Origin of the sequence: Streptomyces sp. ISL-98 (assembly GCF_018614055.1) — a bacterium.
GTDB lineage: Bacteria > Actinomycetota > Actinomycetes > Streptomycetales > Streptomycetaceae > Streptomyces > Streptomyces spiramyceticus.
The window spans coordinates 196,059-212,975 of sequence record NZ_JAGGPB010000004.1 but is presented as its reverse complement, the minus strand read 5'-3'; the positions used below and the strand labels follow the sequence as shown (position 1 = coordinate 212,975).

At 67.3% G+C, this 16,917-nt stretch carries 17 protein-coding genes and 2 pseudogenes; 11 read left to right on the top strand and 8 right to left on the bottom strand.

The genetic code is table 11. The annotated features are described in order from the left end of the window. Window positions 1-34: 34 nt before the first annotated feature. From J7I98_RS04225 to J7I98_RS04210, 4 genes are all read right to left on the bottom strand, one after another. Window positions 35-406 (bottom strand): hypothetical protein, encoded by a 372-nt coding sequence (locus tag J7I98_RS04225; RefSeq protein WP_214917865.1) that lies wholly within the window; start codon window positions 404-406, stop codon window positions 35-37. After that, window positions 403-618, bottom strand: coding sequence for a hypothetical protein (locus J7I98_RS04220; RefSeq protein WP_214917861.1), 216 nt, complete (start codon window positions 616-618; stop codon window positions 403-405). The genes J7I98_RS04225 and J7I98_RS04220 overlap by 4 nt, the downstream gene beginning before the upstream one ends. Before the next feature lie 79 nt (window positions 619-697). Beyond that, window positions 698-880, bottom strand: a complete 183-nt coding sequence (locus tag J7I98_RS04215; RefSeq protein WP_214917857.1) for a hypothetical protein — start codon at window positions 878-880, stop codon at window positions 698-700. After that, a complete protein-coding gene (locus tag J7I98_RS04210) occupies window positions 877-1,104 on the bottom strand; it encodes a helix-turn-helix transcriptional regulator (RefSeq protein WP_214917852.1) in 228 nt (75 codons plus the stop codon). The genes J7I98_RS04215 and J7I98_RS04210 overlap by 4 nt, the downstream gene beginning before the upstream one ends. Before the next feature lie 234 nt (window positions 1,105-1,338). Here J7I98_RS04210 and J7I98_RS04205 point away from each other — a divergent pair, with 234 nt between their 5' ends. Together J7I98_RS04205 and J7I98_RS04200 are read left to right on the top strand one after the other, a co-directional pair. After that, complete coding sequence (locus tag J7I98_RS04205; RefSeq protein ID WP_285437987.1) at window positions 1,339-1,809, top strand: helix-turn-helix transcriptional regulator; 471 nt, start codon at window positions 1,339-1,341, stop codon at window positions 1,807-1,809. Window positions 1,810-1,820: 11 nt separating this feature from the next. Then, window positions 1,821-2,369, top strand: coding sequence for a hypothetical protein (locus J7I98_RS04200; protein ID WP_214917845.1), 549 nt, complete (start codon window positions 1,821-1,823; stop codon window positions 2,367-2,369). Here J7I98_RS04200 and J7I98_RS04195 read toward each other — a convergent pair. Next, complete coding sequence (locus J7I98_RS04195) at window positions 2,299-3,837, bottom strand: recombinase family protein (protein ID WP_214917842.1); 1,539 nt, start codon at window positions 3,835-3,837, stop codon at window positions 2,299-2,301. The genes J7I98_RS04200 and J7I98_RS04195 overlap by 71 nt on opposite strands. A gap of 37 nt (window positions 3,838-3,874) precedes the next feature. Here J7I98_RS04195 and J7I98_RS04190 point away from each other — a divergent pair. From J7I98_RS04190 to J7I98_RS04165, 6 genes and pseudogenes are all read left to right on the top strand, one after another. After that, window positions 3,875-4,753: pseudogene (locus J7I98_RS04190) on the top strand (ComEC/Rec2 family competence protein); the annotation flags it as partial. A gap of 53 nt (window positions 4,754-4,806) precedes the next feature. Beyond that, the gene (locus J7I98_RS04185) at window positions 4,807-6,381 is read left to right on the top strand and encodes a site-specific integrase (protein ID WP_214917818.1); all 1,575 of its coding nucleotides are present in this window, start codon (window positions 4,807-4,809) and stop codon (window positions 6,379-6,381) included. Between the two features lie 257 nt (window positions 6,382-6,638). Then, window positions 6,639-8,138: a hypothetical protein gene (locus tag J7I98_RS04180; RefSeq protein WP_214917815.1), complete on the top strand. Its 1,500-nt coding sequence runs from the start codon at window positions 6,639-6,641 to the stop codon at window positions 8,136-8,138. Window positions 8,139-8,269: 131 nt separating this feature from the next. Then, complete coding sequence (locus J7I98_RS04175; protein WP_251020093.1) at window positions 8,270-10,243, top strand: integrase; 1,974 nt, start codon at window positions 8,270-8,272, stop codon at window positions 10,241-10,243. Then, window positions 10,240-10,662 (top strand): hypothetical protein, encoded by a 423-nt coding sequence (locus tag J7I98_RS04170; protein ID WP_214917797.1) that lies wholly within the window; start codon window positions 10,240-10,242, stop codon window positions 10,660-10,662. Before J7I98_RS04175 ends, J7I98_RS04170 begins: the two co-directional genes overlap by 4 nt. Before the next feature lie 132 nt (window positions 10,663-10,794). After that, window positions 10,795-11,535, top strand: a pseudogene (locus J7I98_RS04165) (ComEC/Rec2 family competence protein); the annotation flags it as partial. A 94-nt stretch (window positions 11,536-11,629) separates the two neighbouring features. On the opposite strand, the gene J7I98_RS04160 reads toward J7I98_RS04165, so the two are convergent. Beyond that, window positions 11,630-12,088, bottom strand: a complete 459-nt coding sequence (locus J7I98_RS04160) for a pyridoxamine 5'-phosphate oxidase family protein (protein WP_214917795.1) — start codon at window positions 12,086-12,088, stop codon at window positions 11,630-11,632. A gap of 99 nt (window positions 12,089-12,187) precedes the next feature. Between J7I98_RS04160 and J7I98_RS04155 the strand changes: the two genes are divergently transcribed. Beyond that, window positions 12,188-13,024: an arylamine N-acetyltransferase gene (locus J7I98_RS04155; RefSeq protein WP_214917792.1), complete on the top strand. Its 837-nt coding sequence runs from the start codon at window positions 12,188-12,190 to the stop codon at window positions 13,022-13,024. A gap of 18 nt (window positions 13,025-13,042) precedes the next feature. On the opposite strand, the gene J7I98_RS04150 is transcribed toward J7I98_RS04155, so the two are convergent. Further along, window positions 13,043-13,294: a hypothetical protein gene (locus J7I98_RS04150; RefSeq protein ID WP_214917789.1), complete on the bottom strand. Its 252-nt coding sequence runs from the start codon at window positions 13,292-13,294 to the stop codon at window positions 13,043-13,045. Window positions 13,295-13,351: 57 nt separating this feature from the next. Between J7I98_RS04150 and holA the strand changes: the two genes are divergently transcribed. Continuing rightward, window positions 13,352-14,335 carry a DNA polymerase III subunit delta gene (holA, locus tag J7I98_RS04145; protein ID WP_214917786.1) on the top strand — a complete coding sequence of 328 codons (984 nt, stop codon included), beginning with the start codon at window positions 13,352-13,354 and terminating at the stop codon, window positions 14,333-14,335. Between the two features lie 193 nt (window positions 14,336-14,528). On the opposite strand, the gene rpsT is transcribed toward holA, so the two are convergent. Beyond that, window positions 14,529-14,795 (bottom strand): 30S ribosomal protein S20, encoded by a 267-nt coding sequence (gene rpsT / locus J7I98_RS04140; protein ID WP_214917772.1) that lies wholly within the window; start codon window positions 14,793-14,795, stop codon window positions 14,529-14,531. A gap of 181 nt (window positions 14,796-14,976) precedes the next feature. Here rpsT and lepA point away from each other — a divergent pair, with 181 nt between their 5' ends. Further along, complete coding sequence (gene lepA, locus J7I98_RS04135) at window positions 14,977-16,848, top strand: translation elongation factor 4 (protein WP_214917769.1); 1,872 nt, start codon at window positions 14,977-14,979, stop codon at window positions 16,846-16,848. The last annotated feature ends 69 nt before the right edge of the window (window positions 16,849-16,917 follow it).

The window sequence follows — 16,917 nt, the reverse complement described above, 5'->3', positions numbered from 1 at the left end:
GAGAGCCAGGCGAGGGACAGGGCGATCAGCCAGATCACGGCGTCACCTCGGGCAGGTTCCGGAGCGTCCGGTACTCGTGGTGCAGCGGCGAGTCGTGCGGGTCCTCGACAGCGCCGGCCTGCCGGGCGATCAGCGCGCGGACTTGGGCGACCTGCGGCCGTACGTCCTCGGCCGCCCGAAGTGCGATGGTGGTCTCGGCGAGCGCGTCGTTCGTCGAGTGCCGCTCGGCCTCCAGCTCGGCAACCCGAGCCCGCAGGCGCACCAGCTCAGCGGCACCGCCCGAGGGGACGAGCATCCCGGCGTCGATGAAGATCTGCGGGGCCGCCGACACGAGCTCGTCGCCGTTGTCGATCAGTCCGGCCCACAACACCCTTCGGGCCTCGGAGAGGAGCTCCTCGGGCTTCATGCCGCACGCCCGATCGGGCTCAGCGCACCGACGGCGACGGCGAGTTCGGCTTCCTTCGCCCATACCCAGCGGGCGCACTTCGCGGGGTCAACCTGCTCGGGGACGAACAACCGGCCGCCGTTGGAGTCGGTACCGGCGAGGCGCCAGCGCTTCCCGTCCTCGGACTGGAACAGCTCGATCGCGGCGGTATTGGGAGCGGTAGTGTTCTTCACGGTGTCCTCGTTTCTCGTGTGGATGAGGTGCCGAGGGGTTCCTGGACCGGGCATGGTCCGGGGGCCCCGTTTGCGTTGGTCAGGCGGCGCGTCGGGCCGGTGTCCTCGGCGTCGTACGAGCAGCGGGGCGCGTCAAGATGCGGCGCAGCTCGGCGATCACGTGCGGCGGCGGGGGCGGTGCGGCGGCGACCTGGCGCTGAATGTCGGCGATCACGTCGTCGCCGAGCAGTGCGCGACGTTCCTCGCGTGACTGGCCGCTCATGCCACGACGCTGTCGGTGTTGGCCAGTTCCATCAGGTCTTCGACGGCGATGCCGTAAGCCACGGCCAGTCGCAGGGCCGAATTCAAGTCAGGCTGCGACTCGCCCGAGAGGATCCGGTAGACGGAGGACTCGGAGATTCCGGTGCGGCGAAAAATGGCGGCGCGGGTCGTATCACCCTGTCGAGCCGCCGCATCCTTCAGCTTGTCGATGTGCAGGCGGTACATGTCTCACCTCGTCCCGTGCAGGTAGCGGGTGGTTTCTTGCTTGCTAGGGAGACTCTAAATAGAAAATCCCTCCCGCGCAAGGGAGCTTGCGAGGGAGGGAGATTGCTTTTTGTTGGGACGGGTACTCGGCACGTGGCGTCGCCTGCGAAGACGCCCTAGGGGGTGGCCAGACCTGCCCCCTTGCTTGCGAGGGATTTTCTGGCTACTCCCTACCTAGGGAGCTAGGGTTGCCTTATGAATGACACTCCCCCCACGCGCGCTCAGCGGTTCGCCGCAGTCGTCGCCCCCGCAGTGAAGGCCGCCGGCTACACCGGTCACGGCTCCAGGTCACGCCTGGCCCGCGATACGGGCATGACCGAATCCACCGTCAGTCGCATGCTGCTGGGGCAGGCGCTGCCCGACCCGCGATTCTTCGAACCACTGGCGAAAGCTGTGGGGGTGAGTGTGTACGAACTACTGCACACGGCAGGAATCATTTCCCGCCCGTTCCCTCCGCCACTGTCCGAAACTGAGTCATCACAGGTAGGGTCGCGATCAACTACCTCGTCACCGTCCGACATGGCAGATCAGCTCGGCCTCACTGATCCCATCGCGCGTCAGATGTTCTTCGGGACCATCGAGCGACTAAAGCGGGTCCAACAAGAAGAGGGCTCCGCAGCAGAGTCGGCCGACGACGAGCACGGGGGCACGGCAGCACGGATGTAACGGGGTGGCAGATGGATCTCACGGCCGGCACACGAGCAACAGCAATAAGCGCCGCAATCGTTCTGGTCCTCGGGGTAGCCGTGATCCTCTATGGCGTCGCCGAGAACGACCTAGCGCGCAGCCTCGGCGGCGCGTGCCTGAGCATGACCGCCCTGACCCTGATAGCGCTGGTCGCCATCAAAAAGTGGTGCACCGACACTCGCGTCGAACGTGCCAGCCTCACCGCAGCCACCCGCGCGGCCGATGCCGAACGCACGCGGTACGTGGCTCTGGAGTCGGCTTTGGCCACCGAGCGCGCGAGAACGCGCCGTGACATCCAAGCGCAACAGGAAGCGATGGCTGCCCGCCTCGAAGCGGAATGCGTCGCCATGCAGGAACGATTCGAGGAACGGCGGGCCCAACTCATCTGCGACACCATGGAAATGACGCTGCAGATGAAGAACGCCGGACTGCTCGACCCCCCGGCGGCAGGCGAGGATCGAGGTCGGGTCATCGGCTTTCCGGCACAGCATCCCCAGACGCAGGCAGAACGCGCTCGGGACCACGGCGCCAATCACTGATGAAACCCGGCTGACCAATGAACGTCAGTCCGATACGGCCGGGCTCGATCTTCCTCACACCGCGAACCCGAGCCTTGAACAACCTGACATTCACGACTAGGCGCAGGATCATGCGCTGTTGGCTGATCGTGAGCCCCTCCCACACTGCCTCCACGTCCGGTCGGCCGACCAGACCGCGCAGCATCGGAGGCGCCGAGGACACTTGCATGTCCCGCTCGCACTCCTCGATCTGCGGCTGCAAGTCGGCCTCCAAACCGGCCAGAGCCACGATCGACAACTCCGGCTTACCGTCGGCCCGTAGCCGACCCGCAGCTTGACGAGCCTCCGTGAGCTGAGCGTTCAGCGCATCGCGCCGAGTCCGTGCCCGTTCCGCCGCGTTCGCTGAATCGGTGGACCGGAACGCGTCCACAGCGGCCGGCGAGCCGAGCCACATGATCACTGCTGTTTCTACGTACCCGTCGAGCAGCTCTTTCCGCATGACCGTGTCGAATCGCTGATGGCACTGATAGGACAGGTACTTGCGGTTCTTAAGGACCTTCAGATGCGGTGCACTGGCGCACACGCCACACCGGGCGATCCCCGACAACAGATGCCGCACCGACCAATCCTTCGTTGTCAGCCGCGCCGGATTGCTCACGATGCGTTGGACGGCATTGAACAGATCCTCGTCCACGATGCCCGGCCACGTCGCCGGGCCGAAATCCTTGCCCTGATGGACCCGCCGACCGACGTATGTGGGACTGCGCAGCATGTCGACTAGGTGGTACTGATCCCAGGCGTTCCCGGGAGTCCTCTCGCCGCGCGAGCGGAGATCCAAGAGAATCGAGTACTCAGTCTCGCCGGCTGCGACCCGCTCGAAGATCTCCGCCACGATCGGCGCCCGCTCGGGGTGCGGGTACTGCTCGATCAGCTCACCGGTATCGGGGTCGTACCGGCGGGCGTAGCCGTACCGGATCCGGCCGTGCGGGGTGCCCGCTTTCGCGGACTGCCGGACAGTGCGCAGGTTCCGGTCGCGGATCCCCTCCGCCTCGTCCTCGGCCTGCAGCGCGTCTTGTGCTGTCGCCTTGCGGTCGCCCCGCTTTGAAAGGTCATAGACGGTGCCGTTGTAGCAGAGCAGCACCCCGGCGGCCATGCATACGTTGCGCAGCCGCAGATACACCTCAAGATCGCGGTAGTAGCGGCTCGCTTCCCATGCGACGAGAATCCGGCACTCGCCAGCCTCGATGCCCTCGATCATCTCCTCGAACTCTTCGCGGTCCCTCTTGGCGTAGCGGGAGGCGGATCGGTTGATGTCTTGGAATTCTCGTTTGATGGGCCAGTCGTTCGCCTTACACAGATCTCGCCCGTCGCTCAGCTGACCGCCCACGCTGCGGCCTTTCATCTTCGGGTCACGGCTCGCGCGACCGTAGAGGAAGGCGTCGAAAGGGCCGGGGTAGATGAGACTCACGTGCTCCGGTGCGATCGGCATGAGTTGAGGCTAGGCACACACATCTGTGCTGCATAGGTTGTCGGGCAGCAACCTCACCATCGTCCTGATCCTGCTGATCGGGCCGCCCGGCGCCGCCCTGCGCGCCGAACGCGGGGGAATCGCCCCGCGCCTGGGCATCTCGCTGCGGACGACCGCGCTCCTCGGCGGCGCGCTCACGCTCGCCTTCGTGGTCGTGTGCAGGCCGGAGCCGAGCGTGCTGCGGGCCGCGGCCTGTGGCCTCATCACGCTGCTCGCCATCGGTACGGGCCGCCGCAGGCAACTGATCCCCGCCCTCGCCGCAGCCGTACTGCTGCTCGTCCTGTACGACCCGTGGCTGGCCCGGAGTTATGGATTCCTGCTCTCCGTGCTGGCCACAGGCGCCCTCCTCACCATCGCCCCGCGCTGGAGCGACGCGCTGCAACGGCGCGGTACGCCGCCGAGGCTCGCCGAAGTGCTGGCCGCTGCAGCCGCCGCCCAGGCCGTGTGCGCGCCCGTCGTGGCGATGATGGCGGCCCGGGTGAGCCTGGTGGCGATCCCGTGCAATCTGCTCGCCGAGTTCGCGGTAGCCCCCGCTACGGTGCTCGGCTTCGCGGCGCTGGCCGCCGCCCCGGTGGCGATGCCCGTCGCCGAGCTACTGGCGCGGTGTGCGGGGTGGCCGGCCGGGTGGATCGCCTCCGTCGCCCGTACCGGCGCGGCGCTTCCCGGCGCGGAGGCGGACTGGCCGGACGGCTGGCGCGGCGGGCTGCTGCTCGGCTTTGTGACCGCGTTGGCCGTGTTCGCCGCCCGTCGGCTTCTGCGCCACCCCTGGCTGAGCGCCGCCTGCGTGCTGATCCTGCTGCTCGCGGTCCTGCGGCCGGCGCCACTCACCAGAGTGCTCACCGGCTGGCCGCCGCCGGGCTGGAAGTACGCGATGTGCCACACCTTCCCTATTGGATCGGCGTGTTGATACCGGTCTGACAGGGTGGCGCGATGAGCAAGTGGCGTGTGTTTTGGGTGCCGAAGACGGCGATGACGGTGCCTCCTGGACCAGTGCTGGTGGGGTGGGCTGACCTCGCAGAGCGCGAGGAGTCCGCAGGGATTCGCCCCGGAGATCCGATCCTCTTGGCGCCGGACTACCGAGTGGACGAGCTGCTCAGCCTGTACATCCGCAGTAGCCCGTTCCGGGGGTACACGGCAGAGACGAAGCGGAACTACACCACGGACGATTGCCTGTTCTTCAACTTCCTGTGGCAGCGCGGGAAGATATGGACGCAGGCAGTGGAATCCGATGTGAACGATTTCCAGTACTGGCGTCAGGACTCGCCAGACAACCCTGTGCGGGTCGGCGCGAACAAGTGGGACCGCGACCTTGCTGCGCTGATGAGCTTGTATAAGTGGGCGGCGAAGCCGGAGAACGCATTCGTACCGCGAAACCCTATTCCGACGCACCAAGTGACGGGTCGTTATGGGCAGATCATCGAGGTTCCGGACGATAAGGCGAAGGATGTCAAAGCCAGCAACGTGCATTGGCTGACTCCTCGTACATTCCGGCTCTGGGTGGATGTGGGGCTGCGCGGATGCGGTGCTGACGGGCTGCGCACTCCGGGCTGGGTGGGGCGGCTGGAAGACCGCAACGTCGCGTTTGTGCGCTTGCTGACCTCGTCCGGGCTGCGGCGGCTCGAGGGGGCCTCGCTGCTGACGTTCGAGGTGCCCTCGTTGCGGCTGGAAGGCGGGCGCTACTACACGGGTCGGCTGGCAGCGGCGGTCACACGTTCCAAGAAGGCCCGCACCTATTACGTTGCGGCGGGTGTGGTCGGCGACATCGAGTGCTACGTGGACTCCTCTCGGGCGGCGGTGATCCGCAAGGCTCAGGCGAAGGGGCGCTACGACGGCGTGAGGGACATGCGCCTGGTCACAAAGGTGACTCGTGGCCCCAAGCCGATCGTTCACTGGTGCGACCGCGACGGTGTCATGGGTCGGGTCGCGCTGACGGACGCGCTCGCTGAAGAGCGGATGACTTGGTACACCGAGGGTCCTGGAGGCCCCGAGCCGTTGTGGTTGTGGCTGAGCGAGACGGGCCTGCCATTCCAGCCGCATTCGTGGGAGAACGTCTTCACTTCGGCCAACAATCGGTGCCGGGCGGTTCTTGATCCGGAGCCGGAGCGTCGACTGGACCCGCACCGCAGCCTGGCCCCCTATGCGACTTTGCATTCCTGCCGGCACAGCTTCGCCCTCTACATGCTCGTAATTCTGCACCACTTGCTGGACCAGAGATTGGGCCTGACGCCTGAGGAACGACGGGATTACCGACTTCTCTACGGAGATCCGTGGCGAATGGTTCAGGACCTGTTGGGGCATTCGTCCATCGAAACGACCCGAGAGCGGTATCTGGCCCCGGTCGCTGACCTTCAGCTGCGGTCTCTGCTGGCCACGGCCCCCGTGACCGGGCGGGGAGGGCAGTCGGAGCAGGAGATGGACGACGTGTTCGCGCGCCTGGCGCGCGAAGCCGAGGGCATCCAGGACATCGACGCGAAGATGCAGGTCCCATCGGGTGCGGTGGCATGAGCCGGCGCGGACGCTCAGCGTCACTGCCGACAACTCCCCAGCGAAAGCCGCCTGTTCTCGTATCCGACGGGATGGTCGTCGACCATCGTGACGACGAGGGGAACGTTGCGGTCTATGACTTCCGGACCTTGCCGGTCCCCGATCCGATGCGGCGGTCGCTGGCCAGCTTGTTCGCTGCCCGTTGCGTTCCAAGCCGGTGGACCTCTCACTTCAGTAGCAGACACGTGTGGGTTCATCTGGAGACTTTCACCGCGCACTTGTCCACGCTCGAGAACCCACCAGCGGACGTCGAGGACCTGACCGCGGGACTTTGGAAGGAGTGGAAGCTCAGCCGCAGGAACACGCAGATGATCGGCTACAAGGAACTCACCGCCGTGAGAGGTCTGCTGCTGGATGAGCCCCGGCTGACGGCGGGGGCACGCGAAGCTCTTTCCAAGCGAATACCCCAGCCGGAGGTGACGGAGACCTCCTTCGAGGACGGCGAGTTCGACGCGATCTCTTCTGCGGCACGGCGAATGTTCCGGACCGCGCATCTGAGGATCACGGAGAACGCTCGGCACCTGGCCGACTGGCGGGCGGGAACCTTCCCTCAAGGTGGCGACGACTGGCTGCTGGGCGAGGCACTCGACCATCTCGCCCGCACCGGCACGGTCCCCTACTACACCAGGGCGAACGCCTCCACCAGGATCATTCACCGCTACATCAGGGTGCTGGGCGGAGAGAGACCGGAGAACACCTGGCAGCGGCTGTTCCTGACCCGCATGGAAGCGGTCGCACTGGGAGTGTTGCTGCTGGCCGAGCACGGGTGGAATCTGTCGGTGATCAACCGTCTCGCGGTGCCGCGGGCGACGCCGGATGCTGGTCAGGATGGCAAGCGGATCTACCGGGTCGAACTCGAGAAGCACAAGAGGGGCACCGGACGGTACTTCGAGACCCGAAACCTGACCGATGACGGGGCCGGCACCCCGGGACGACTGATCACTCAGGCCCTGGAGGCCACCGTGTTCGCACGGGCAGCCGTCCACGACCTCAGCCCCGGCACGGACCGCCTGGTGGTCTGGCGCACGGGCAAACTCCCGGCGGCCGATGCTCCGGCGGACCAGAAGAAGGGAGCCGGCGTCGGCCCTTTCCGGTTCGGAATCTCCGGATCTTCCGCAAAAAGCTGGGCCGCGGACGCGGAGTTCGCGTCCTCACCGTTCCGCAGGGGACGTCGGACGGTGAACGTGGTGCACCGCCGGGAGCCCGGCCAGAACAGCCAGGGCACGCATGACAGCACCTACGTCCTGACCGACCACCGGGCCCAGGAGGCAGCGGTCCCAGTGATCGCCGCGGCGGCTGAGGCGGTCGTGGCCAAGGCCCGCGAGGTGGTGTTCGGCGCCGAACTACGCGAGACGGCCGATCCGGCAGACCAGCCGACGGCCACCGCCGACTGCCACGACTACGAGAACAGCCCGTTCCCCAGCCCCGACGGGGGCTGCGGCGCTTCGTTCCTCATGTGTCTGGCCTGCCCGAACGCCCGCGTTCACCCCGTCCATCACAGTCGGCTCGCGCATCTTCACCATGCCCTGGACAACTTGCGATCCGTCATGGACCCCGGCCAGTGGCAGACCGACTGGGCCGACGCATACGCCCGCCTGGAACACCTCAAGAGTGAGCGTCTCCTCGGCGCCGCCGTCTGGACCCAGGCACTGGCCGAGGTCACTGAAGCCGACCGCGAAATCATCAGCTACCTGCTCAACGGAGACTTCGACCAGTGACGGCAACCGCAACCCTTCAACTTCTTGCCGTCCCCGGACCGGCCACCCCTGTCATCCCGGCTCACCGGATCATTGACGGCTACACAGGACCGATCGCTTGCTTTTCGGCCCCGTCCTGGCCGCTGCTTCCCATGAACGGCAATCCGGGCGTCACCCACAGCACGATCCACTGGGACCCGTTTCCTGCCGCTTTCCGGGAGGAAATGCGCCTGCTGGCCTGGACGCTGATCAACCGGGAGTTGACGTCCGTGTTCCTGCGTGAACGCGGTCCGTCCTGGAGGTCGCGGCAGAGCCCAGCGACGACCTGCAAGACCGTCGGAATCTGGGCCCGCCTGGCCGAGTGGCTCACCGAACGCGGCACCACCGAGCTCCGTTCCTGCACCACGGAGGTGCTGCGTGAGTACGGCCATCATCTGCGTGACAGCGGGGCCGCCCGCAGCACGGTGCACATCATGCTGTCGTCCCTGACCCGGCTGTGGGCCTTTGACCAGCTCAGCGCCCTGCCCAGCGAGGTCGGCTGCCCGCCCTGGGAGACCGAAGGAGTGGACGACTATCTACCGCCGGCCACTTCGGGCGGGGAGAACGAAACCGAGGCAATCGCCGAACAGACCATGGGCCCCCTGCTGATCTGGGCGATCCGTATGGTCGAGGACTTCAACGACGACATCCTCGCCGCCTGGGCCGAGCGGAATCGCCTCCACGCGGTTGCCCTGGCCAACCAGACCACCCCCGCTTCTCTGGCCTCGCTCAAGTCCTTCATGGAGCCGCTGATCGCCGGGGACCTGCCCATCCCGACCACGGATTGGTACGGCGAGACAGCGCTCGCCGGCACCTACATCGCGGCGATGACTGGCGCGTCACGGAACCAGGTCGACAACACCGCCAGACGCCTGGGCTGGCGGCAGGCAGCCCGGCAGAAACCGGGTCCCTGCCCTCTCAGCATCCCGGTCACCGGAATGCTGGCCGGCATCACCTGGCGAGAGGCCCTCGACTACAGCGAAGGCGCCTACCTGATGCGGCAGTTGGGATCAGCCTGCTTCATCGTCATCGCCTACTTGACCGGAATGCGCCCCGGTGAGGTGGTCGGCCTGCGCAGTGGATGCTGTCCTGACCCCGAGCCCGACGAGCAAGGGCAGCCGGGACGGCACTTGATCACGAGCACTGTTTACAAGACTGCCCGCGACGAGGACGGCAACCACCGATCCGAGGGCGAACTCCGCGACGTTCCCTGGGTGGCCATCGCCCCGGTGGTGAACGCGATCCGTGTCCTGGAGCGCTTCGTCCCGGACGGGGCGCTGCTGTTCGATCACCATGCGCACGACCTACGCGGCACCCGTGCTGGCACCGGAGCACTGACCGTCCAGACGATGGCGGACCGGGTGGAGGACTTCGTCTCCTGGGCCAACGAGGAGGCGACAAGTCACGGTCTGATCAGCGAGGTCATACCGCCGGACCCGCACGGCGCGATCGGCACCGAGCGATTCCGTCGCAGTCTCGCCTGGCACATCGCCCGCCGCCCCGGCGGCCTGGTCGCCCTGGCCGTTCAGTATGGCCATCTGCGAACTTCCGTATCCGTCGGATATGCCTCCCGCAGCCGCGACGGCATCCACGAACTCCTCGACGTCGAAACCGCCCGAGCAACCATCGACACCGTCGCCGACCTGCACGACGACCTCGAAGACGGGATCGGGATCTCCGGACCGGCCGCCCGGCGAGCCATCAAGGCCGCAGCCACCGCAGCCCAATACGAGGGAACGGTCATCAACATCCGCCAGGCCCGCCAGATCCTTGCCAACCCCGAGCTGGCCGTCTACGACAACCCCAACACCTTGCTGATGTGTGTCTACAAGCGTGACAAGGCCCTGTGTCATCGCGGCGTCAAGGACACCCCCAGCCTCGATCGATGCGTATCCACCTGCGGAAACATCGCCCGCACCGACCAGCACATCACCAAGATCCTGGACCGAGCTGACTACCTCGAGAAGCAGGCGGCTCACGTCCCCGGCCCACTCGGTGACCGCCTTCGTCGCAACGCCAGCCGCCTGCGCGACCTCGCCGATGTTCACCACCGCACCCGAATCACTCTCCAGGACGGCGCCGCATGAGCCCTGCACACGACGAACGCGATCGCATCCGCGCGGCCATGGACCGCATCTTTAAGGGCACCCCGCAGCACTCCAACGGAGCGTTGACGATCGTTGCCCTCGCTCAGGAAGCCGGCGTCCCACGCAACGCACTCACCCAGCGCCACCTGGATCTCAAGAATGACTTCTATGCGGAGGTCAAAACGCGAGGCCAGATACCGGACTCTGAAGTTCGCCTGCGAAAGCAGATCGTGAAATTGAAGGAGCTTCGTCAGGAAGATGCCAAGGAGTTGAGCCAACTCCGGACCGATGTCGAACATCTCGTCCGGGCCGTCAACCAGCTCACTTCGGAGAACCGGCAGCTGCGGAATGCATTGGCCCAGCCTGATCCGCGAGTCAGAGCACTACCGACTCAGCCACATCCCAGTCGGACACCATGAGCTGGACGACATCAACTGACTGAGGGCAGTCGGTCCCGGGGGCGCAGATGACCACCGGGACCACCGGAACGAGCAGCTCGTCGGGCAAGGCTCACGACGGACGAAACTCAACACGCAGAACTTGACAGGGAAGACATCGGGCAGGGCGACGCCTCCGTCCTCGCTGCGGGCGAAGGAACGGCCGTGGTCGTGGACGCGGGCCCGGACCCCAAGCCCGTCGACCGCTGCCTGCGCACGCTCGGCGTCACCCGCGTCCCGCTCATCCTCCTGACGCACTTCCACGCCGACCATGTGGCGGGGCTTCCGGGCGTGCTGCGAGGCCGGGCGGTGGGGGAGATCCGGACGACGACGCTCCAAGAACCCCGGGACCAGAGCGCGTTCGTACGGCGCACAGCGGCCGCAGCCCGGGTGCCCGTTCTCAGGACGGCACCGGGCGAGCGGCGCCGCATCGGACCACTCTCGTGGCGGGCACTGTGGCCGCCGCCCCTCCCGATCCCGACACCCGAAGAGGCGAACGACGCCAGCGTCACGCTCCTCGTCCGCTCGGGCGACCTCACCCTGCTGCTCCCCGGCGACCTGGAACCACCGGCGCAGCAGGCACTGTTGAGAGCCCACCCGGCACTCCCGCCGGTGGACGTACTCAAGGTCGCCCACCACGGCTCGGCCTACCAGGACACCGCCCTCCTCGCCCGCACCCGCCCCCGCCTGGCACTGATCTCCTGCGGCCACGACAACCCATACGGCCACCCCTCGCCCCGGACACTCGCCGCGTTACGCGCCGGGGGCGCCACGGTGCTGCGTACGGACACGGACGGCTCAATCGCGGTGACCGGGTCCGGCCCCGGCCTGCGCGCAGTGCCCTTGGGGCCGTAACTGACGTGGTGACGGGCCGCGACGGCCACCGCCGTTCGTCGTTGCGGTCAGGTGGGTGAGATCGCTCGTGCCGGGGAAGCCGCAGGAGCCGTCCTCAGACGAGCCATTCGCCGGCCCGCATCAACTCCCGGTCGGGCAGCTCGTTCTCCTCCCGCCAGGCCTTTACCACCCTCGGTGTGACACGCAGGTAGACCCAGGACTTCCCGTTGCGGGGATCCCAGCCGCCGAGCTTTGCCGCGAACGCGTCGGCCGACTCCGTCGCGAGGTCCCGTCCTTCCACCGGCTCGGCGGAGCCCTCGATGTGCACCACATCCCTGGTGTGGCCGAGCGTCAGCCGTATCTCTCCGGCGGGTGTCAGGTTTCGGGCCGTCGGGTTGGTCCGCCGGGTGCACATCAGCAGTGTGTTCCTGTCCCAGACGAATGACAGGGGTACGAGGCAGGGCTCGCCGTCCGGCGAAGCCGTGGCGACCCAGACGTCCTCGTCCTTCTCCAGCCGGTCGAGTACGTCCTGTTTCCGCTGTTCAAGGCTGCGCGCCGGTTCCCATGTCGTCATGCCCGCACGCTAGCGACGTCCCGCGACGCGTGCCTCGGCCAACGGTCCTAGGACCAATGGCCATGGCGGTACGGCCAACCCCCGGGCGAGAATTCGGTCATGGAAGAGCCCTGGCGGACCGCCGCCCACCTCCGCCGCATCGGAGCCGCGCGCCCCGCCCGTCCCGGTGCCGAGGCCCTGCGCGACCTGCATCTGCGGCACTTGCGTACCGTCCCCTTCGAGAACCTCTCGATCCACCTCGGCGAGGACATCGTGCTTGCCGACAAGGCACTGTTCGACAAGGTGGTGACGGGCCGTCGCGGCGGCTTCTGCTACGAACTGAACGGCGCCTTCGCCGCGTTGCTCAGCGCCCTGGGCTTCCGTGTGACCCTGCTCCAGGCCCGCGTCTTCGGTGCCGACGGGCAGCTCGGCATTCCGTACGACCATCTCGCGCTCCGGGTGGAGAGCGGCGAGACCGGCGACGCAGGGGCCTGGCTCGCCGACGTCGGATTCGGCGATCACAGCCACTTCCCCCTCGCCCTCGACGAGCGCGGCGACCAGCAGGACCCCGGCGGTACGTTCCGCATCGTCGACGGGCCCGACGGCGACCTCGACGTACTGCGGGACGGCAAGCCGCAATACCGCCTCGACCCGCGCCCGCGCGCTCTTTCCGACTTCGAGGCCGCCGCCTGGTGGCACCGGACCTCGCCCGCCTCCCACTTCACGCAGTCCCTCGTCTGCTCGCGTCTCACCGAAGACGGCCGCGGCCGGATCACCCTCAGCGGCCGCAAGCTCGTGACCACGGTGGACGGCGAGCGCAGTGAGCAGCCTCTGGCCACCGACCACGCGGTCCTCGCCGCCTACCGCGACCACTTCGGGATCACCCTCGACCGCGTACCCGCGCTGCGAGGAACCGGACGTCGAGGAACCGGACGTCGAGGAAGCGGAAGTATTTGAGTGCGGGGGTTCGTCCGTTCAGGTGGCCGGGCCCTCCAGCCAGCCCTCGTACTCCGCTGCGAACGCGTGCAGCGCCGCCGTGTCGAGACGCCCGTCCGGGTCCTCCACCACGACCAGCCACTGCACGTCCTCGGCATCGTCCTCGCCGGCCAGCGCGTCCCGTATCAGCTGGGGCTCCTCAACGATCCCGAAGCGCTCGCCGAGCTCCAGGGCCACCTCCTCGGCGGCGTCCCGGTCGGGCAGTACCAGCACGTGTCTCACATCGCTCACCTGCCCATTCTCCAACAGGTTCGGGACTGTCGGTGGCACATGGGATGCTGGAACGCGATGGCCACCAGGAAGAATTCAACCGACGACCCGCTCGCCCCCGTCACCCTCGCCGTGGGGCAGGAGGACCTGCTGCTCGACCGCGCCGTCCAGCAGGTGGTGGCGGCTGCCCGCGCCGCCGACGCCGACACCGATGTGCGTGACTTGACGTCCGACCAGCTCCAGCCCGGCACCCTCGCCGAGCTGACCAGCCCCTCGCTCTTCGCCGAGCGCAAGGTCGTCGTCGTGCGGAACGCGCAGGACCTCTCCGCCGACACGATCAAGGACGTGAAGTCCTACCTCGACGCCCCCGCCGAGGAGATCACGCTCGTCCTGGTGCACGCCGGGGGCGCCAAGGGCAAGGGCCTGCTGGACGCCGCCCGCAAGGCCGGGGCCCGCGAGGTCGCCTGTCCCAAGACCACCAAACCCGCCGAGCGCCTGTCGTTCGTACGGTCGGAGTTCCGCGCCCTCGGCCGCTCCGCGACCCCCGAGGCGGGCCAGGCCCTGGTCGACTCCATCGGCAGTGACCTGCGCGAGCTGGCCAGCGCCGTCGCGCAGCTCGTCGCCGACGTCGAGGGGACGATCGACGAGGCCGTCGTCGGCCGGTACTACACGGGCCGCGCAGAAGCCTCCAGCTTTACGGTCGCCGACCGCGCGGTGGAGGGCCGGGCGGCCGAGGCGCTCGAAGCCCTGCGCTGGTCGTTGTCCACCGGCGTCGCTCCCGTCCTGATCACGAGCGCCCTCGCCCAGGGCGTACGGGCCATCGGCAAGCTGTCGTCGGCCCGTGGCGGCCGCCCCGCCGATCTCGCGCGTGAGCTCGGTATGCCGCCGTGGAAGATCGACCGCGTACGGCAGCAGATGCGTGGCTGGACACCGGACGGGGTGGCCCTGGCCCTACGGGCGGTCGCCGAGGCCGACGCGGGCGTCAAGGGCGGCGGCGACGACCCGGAGTACGCACTGGAGAAGGCCGTGGTCGCGGTCGCCCGCGCCGCCCGTAACCGGTAAGCAGGCAGCACAAAGGCCCCGGTCACCGTCCTGGGGAAGGGCGGAAGACCGGGGCCTTTGCGTGAAGCCTGTGAAAGCTGCTCTGTGCGCCGCACCCGCGTGGCGAACGCAGGCCGCGTGCGGCGCGAGGTGCCGGTCAGGAGCGGATGAGAGGGCCCGCTTGGTCCTTACCGGCGATCAGTCAAGAGAATGCTCAGCCCTGCAGGGAGGCAACCTTGTGAGCCAGCGCCGACTTCTTGTTGGCGGCGGCGTTCTTGTGGATGACACCCTTGGAGACTGCCTTGTCGAGCTTCTGCGAAGCCTCGCGGACGGCCACAGTGGCCTTCTCGAGGTCACCCGCAGTGACAGCCTCGCGGGCCTTGCGGATCGAGGTCTTGAGCGCAGACTTGACGGCCTTGTTGCGCAGGCGCGCCTTCTCGTTCGTCTTGTTGCGCTTGATCTGGGACTTGATGTTCGCCACGAAAGAGCCTTTACAGGTTCGTTGGATCTTCGATGAGTGCATCGCTGCTTAGAGGGCTACGAGACACAGCTGCTCAGAGTACCAGCGGCCCACCAGGCGGCCCAAACCGAGCACCGCCCCCCGTCCGTGGGACCATGGAACCTACGTATCGATCCATCATCGCCCCGAGACGAGACCCTGCGTGCCCGCGACTCCTACCAACGTGCCCGAGCCGAGCCGTACCGACCCGGCGCTGATCCGCAATTTCTGCATCATCGCGCACATCGACCACGGCAAGTCCACGCTTGCCGACCGGATGCTCCAGCTGACCGGTGTGGTCGACCAGCGGCAGATGCGCGCCCAGTACCTCGACCGTATGGACATCGAGCGCGAGCGCGGCATCACGATCAAGTCCCAGGCAGTACGTCTGCCCTGGGCGCCCACCGAGGGCCCGGACGTGGCGAAGACCCACATCCTGAACATGATCGACACTCCTGGCCACGTGGACTTCACGTACGAGGTCTCGCGTTCGCTCGCCGCCTGCGAAGGCACGGTCCTCCTGGTCGACGCCGCGCAGGGCATCGAGGCGCAGACCCTGGCCAACCTGTACCTGGCGATGGAGAACAACCTCACGATCGTTCCCGTCCTCAACAAGATCGACCTGCCGGCCGCCCAGCCGGAGAAGTTCTCCGAGGAGCTGGCGAACCTCATCGGCTGCCAGCCCGAGGACGTACTCAAGGTCTCGGCGAAGACCGGCCTCGGCGTGGACGCGCTCCTCGACCGGGTCGTCAAGGACGTACCGGCTCCGGTCGGGAACGCCGACGCCCCCGCCCGCGCGATGATCTTCGACTCGGTCTACGACTCGTACCGCGGTGTCGTCACCTACGTACGTGTCATCGACGGAGGGCTCAACAAGCGCGAGCGCATCAGGATGATGTCCACCAACGCGACCCACGAGCTCCTCGAGATCGGCGTCTCCTCTCCCGAGATGACGCCCTCCGACGGCATCGGCGTCGGTGAGGTCGGCTACATCATCACCGGCGTGAAGGACGTGCGGCAGTCCAAGGTCGGTGACACGATCACCTCCCTGCACAAGGGCGCCACCGAGGCCCTCGGCGGTTACAAGGATCCGAAGCCGATGGTCTTCTCGGGTCTGTATCCGCTGGACGGCTCCGAGTACCCCGACCTGCGCGAGGCCCTCGACAAGCTCCAGCTCAACGACGCCGCCCTCGTGTACGAGCCGGAGACCTCCGCCGCGCTGGGCTTCGGCTTCCGCGTCGGCTTCCTCGGCCTTCTGCACCTCGACGTGATCCGCGAGCGCCTGGAGCGCGAGTTCGGGCTCGACCTGATCGCCACCGCGCCCAACGTGGTGTACCGCGTCGTCATGGAGGACCGCAGCGAGCACACGGTCACCAACCCGAGCGAGTTCCCCGAGGGCAAGATCTCGGACGTGTACGAGCCGGTCGTACGGGCCACGATCCTCGCGCCCAGCGAGTTCATCGGCGCCATCATGGAGCTCTGTCAGACCCGCCGCGGCACGCTCCTCGGCATGGACTACCTCTCCGAGGACCGCGTCGAGATCCGCTACACCCTCCCCCTCGCGGAGATCGTCTTCGACTTCTTCGACCAGCTGAAGTCCAAGACGCGCGGTTACGCCTCCCTGGACTACGAGCCCACCGGCGAGCAGGCAGCATCCCTCGTCAAGGTCGACATCCTGCTGCACGGCGACCGGGTCGACGCCTTCTCCGCCGTCACGCACAAGGACGCGGCGTACGCGTACGGCGTACGGCTCGTCGCCAAGCTGCGCGAGCTCATCCCGCGACAGGCCTTCGAGATCCCCATCCAGGCGGCCATCGGCTCCCGGGTCATCGCCCGCGAGACGATCCGCGCGATCCGCAAGGACGTCCTCGCCAAGTGTTACGGCGGTGACATCTCCCGTAAGCGGAAACTGCTGGAGAAGCAGAAGGAAGGCAAGAAGCGGATGAAGATGGTCGGCAGCGTGGAGGTCCCACAGGAGGCCTTCATCGCGGTGCTGTCCAGCGACGAGTCCGGCGGCGGCAAGGGCAAGAAGTAGCCCCCAGGTTTGCGCCAAGATTTACGCAAAAGCGCCCTCCGTACCCCGGACGGGCGCTTTTCGCGTATA

Coding starts and splice junctions, on each gene's coding strand:
- J7I98_RS04170 (WP_214917797.1), top strand. CDS start 10,240: ATGAGCCCTGCACACGACGAACGCGATCGCATCCGCGCGGCCATGGAC.
- J7I98_RS04210 (WP_214917852.1), bottom strand. CDS start 1,104: ATGTACCGCCTGCACATCGACAAGCTGAAGGATGCGGCGGCTCGACAG.
- J7I98_RS04155 (WP_214917792.1), top strand. CDS start 12,188: ATGGAAGAGCCCTGGCGGACCGCCGCCCACCTCCGCCGCATCGGAGCC.
- J7I98_RS04225 (WP_214917865.1), bottom strand. CDS start 406: ATGAAGCCCGAGGAGCTCCTCTCCGAGGCCCGAAGGGTGTTGTGGGCC.
- holA (WP_214917786.1), top strand. CDS start 13,352: ATGGCCACCAGGAAGAATTCAACCGACGACCCGCTCGCCCCCGTCACC.
- J7I98_RS04200 (WP_214917845.1), top strand. CDS start 1,821: ATGGATCTCACGGCCGGCACACGAGCAACAGCAATAAGCGCCGCAATC.
- J7I98_RS04215 (WP_214917857.1), bottom strand. CDS start 880: ATGAGCGGCCAGTCACGCGAGGAACGTCGCGCACTGCTCGGCGACGAC.
- J7I98_RS04185 (WP_214917818.1), top strand. CDS start 4,807: ATGAGCAAGTGGCGTGTGTTTTGGGTGCCGAAGACGGCGATGACGGTG.
- J7I98_RS04195 (WP_214917842.1), bottom strand. CDS start 3,837: ATGCCGATCGCACCGGAGCACGTGAGTCTCATCTACCCCGGCCCTTTC.
- J7I98_RS04175 (WP_251020093.1), top strand. CDS start 8,270: ATGAACGGCAATCCGGGCGTCACCCACAGCACGATCCACTGGGACCCG.
- J7I98_RS04205 (WP_285437987.1), top strand. CDS start 1,339: ATGAATGACACTCCCCCCACGCGCGCTCAGCGGTTCGCCGCAGTCGTC.
- J7I98_RS04160 (WP_214917795.1), bottom strand. CDS start 12,088: ATGACGACATGGGAACCGGCGCGCAGCCTTGAACAGCGGAAACAGGAC.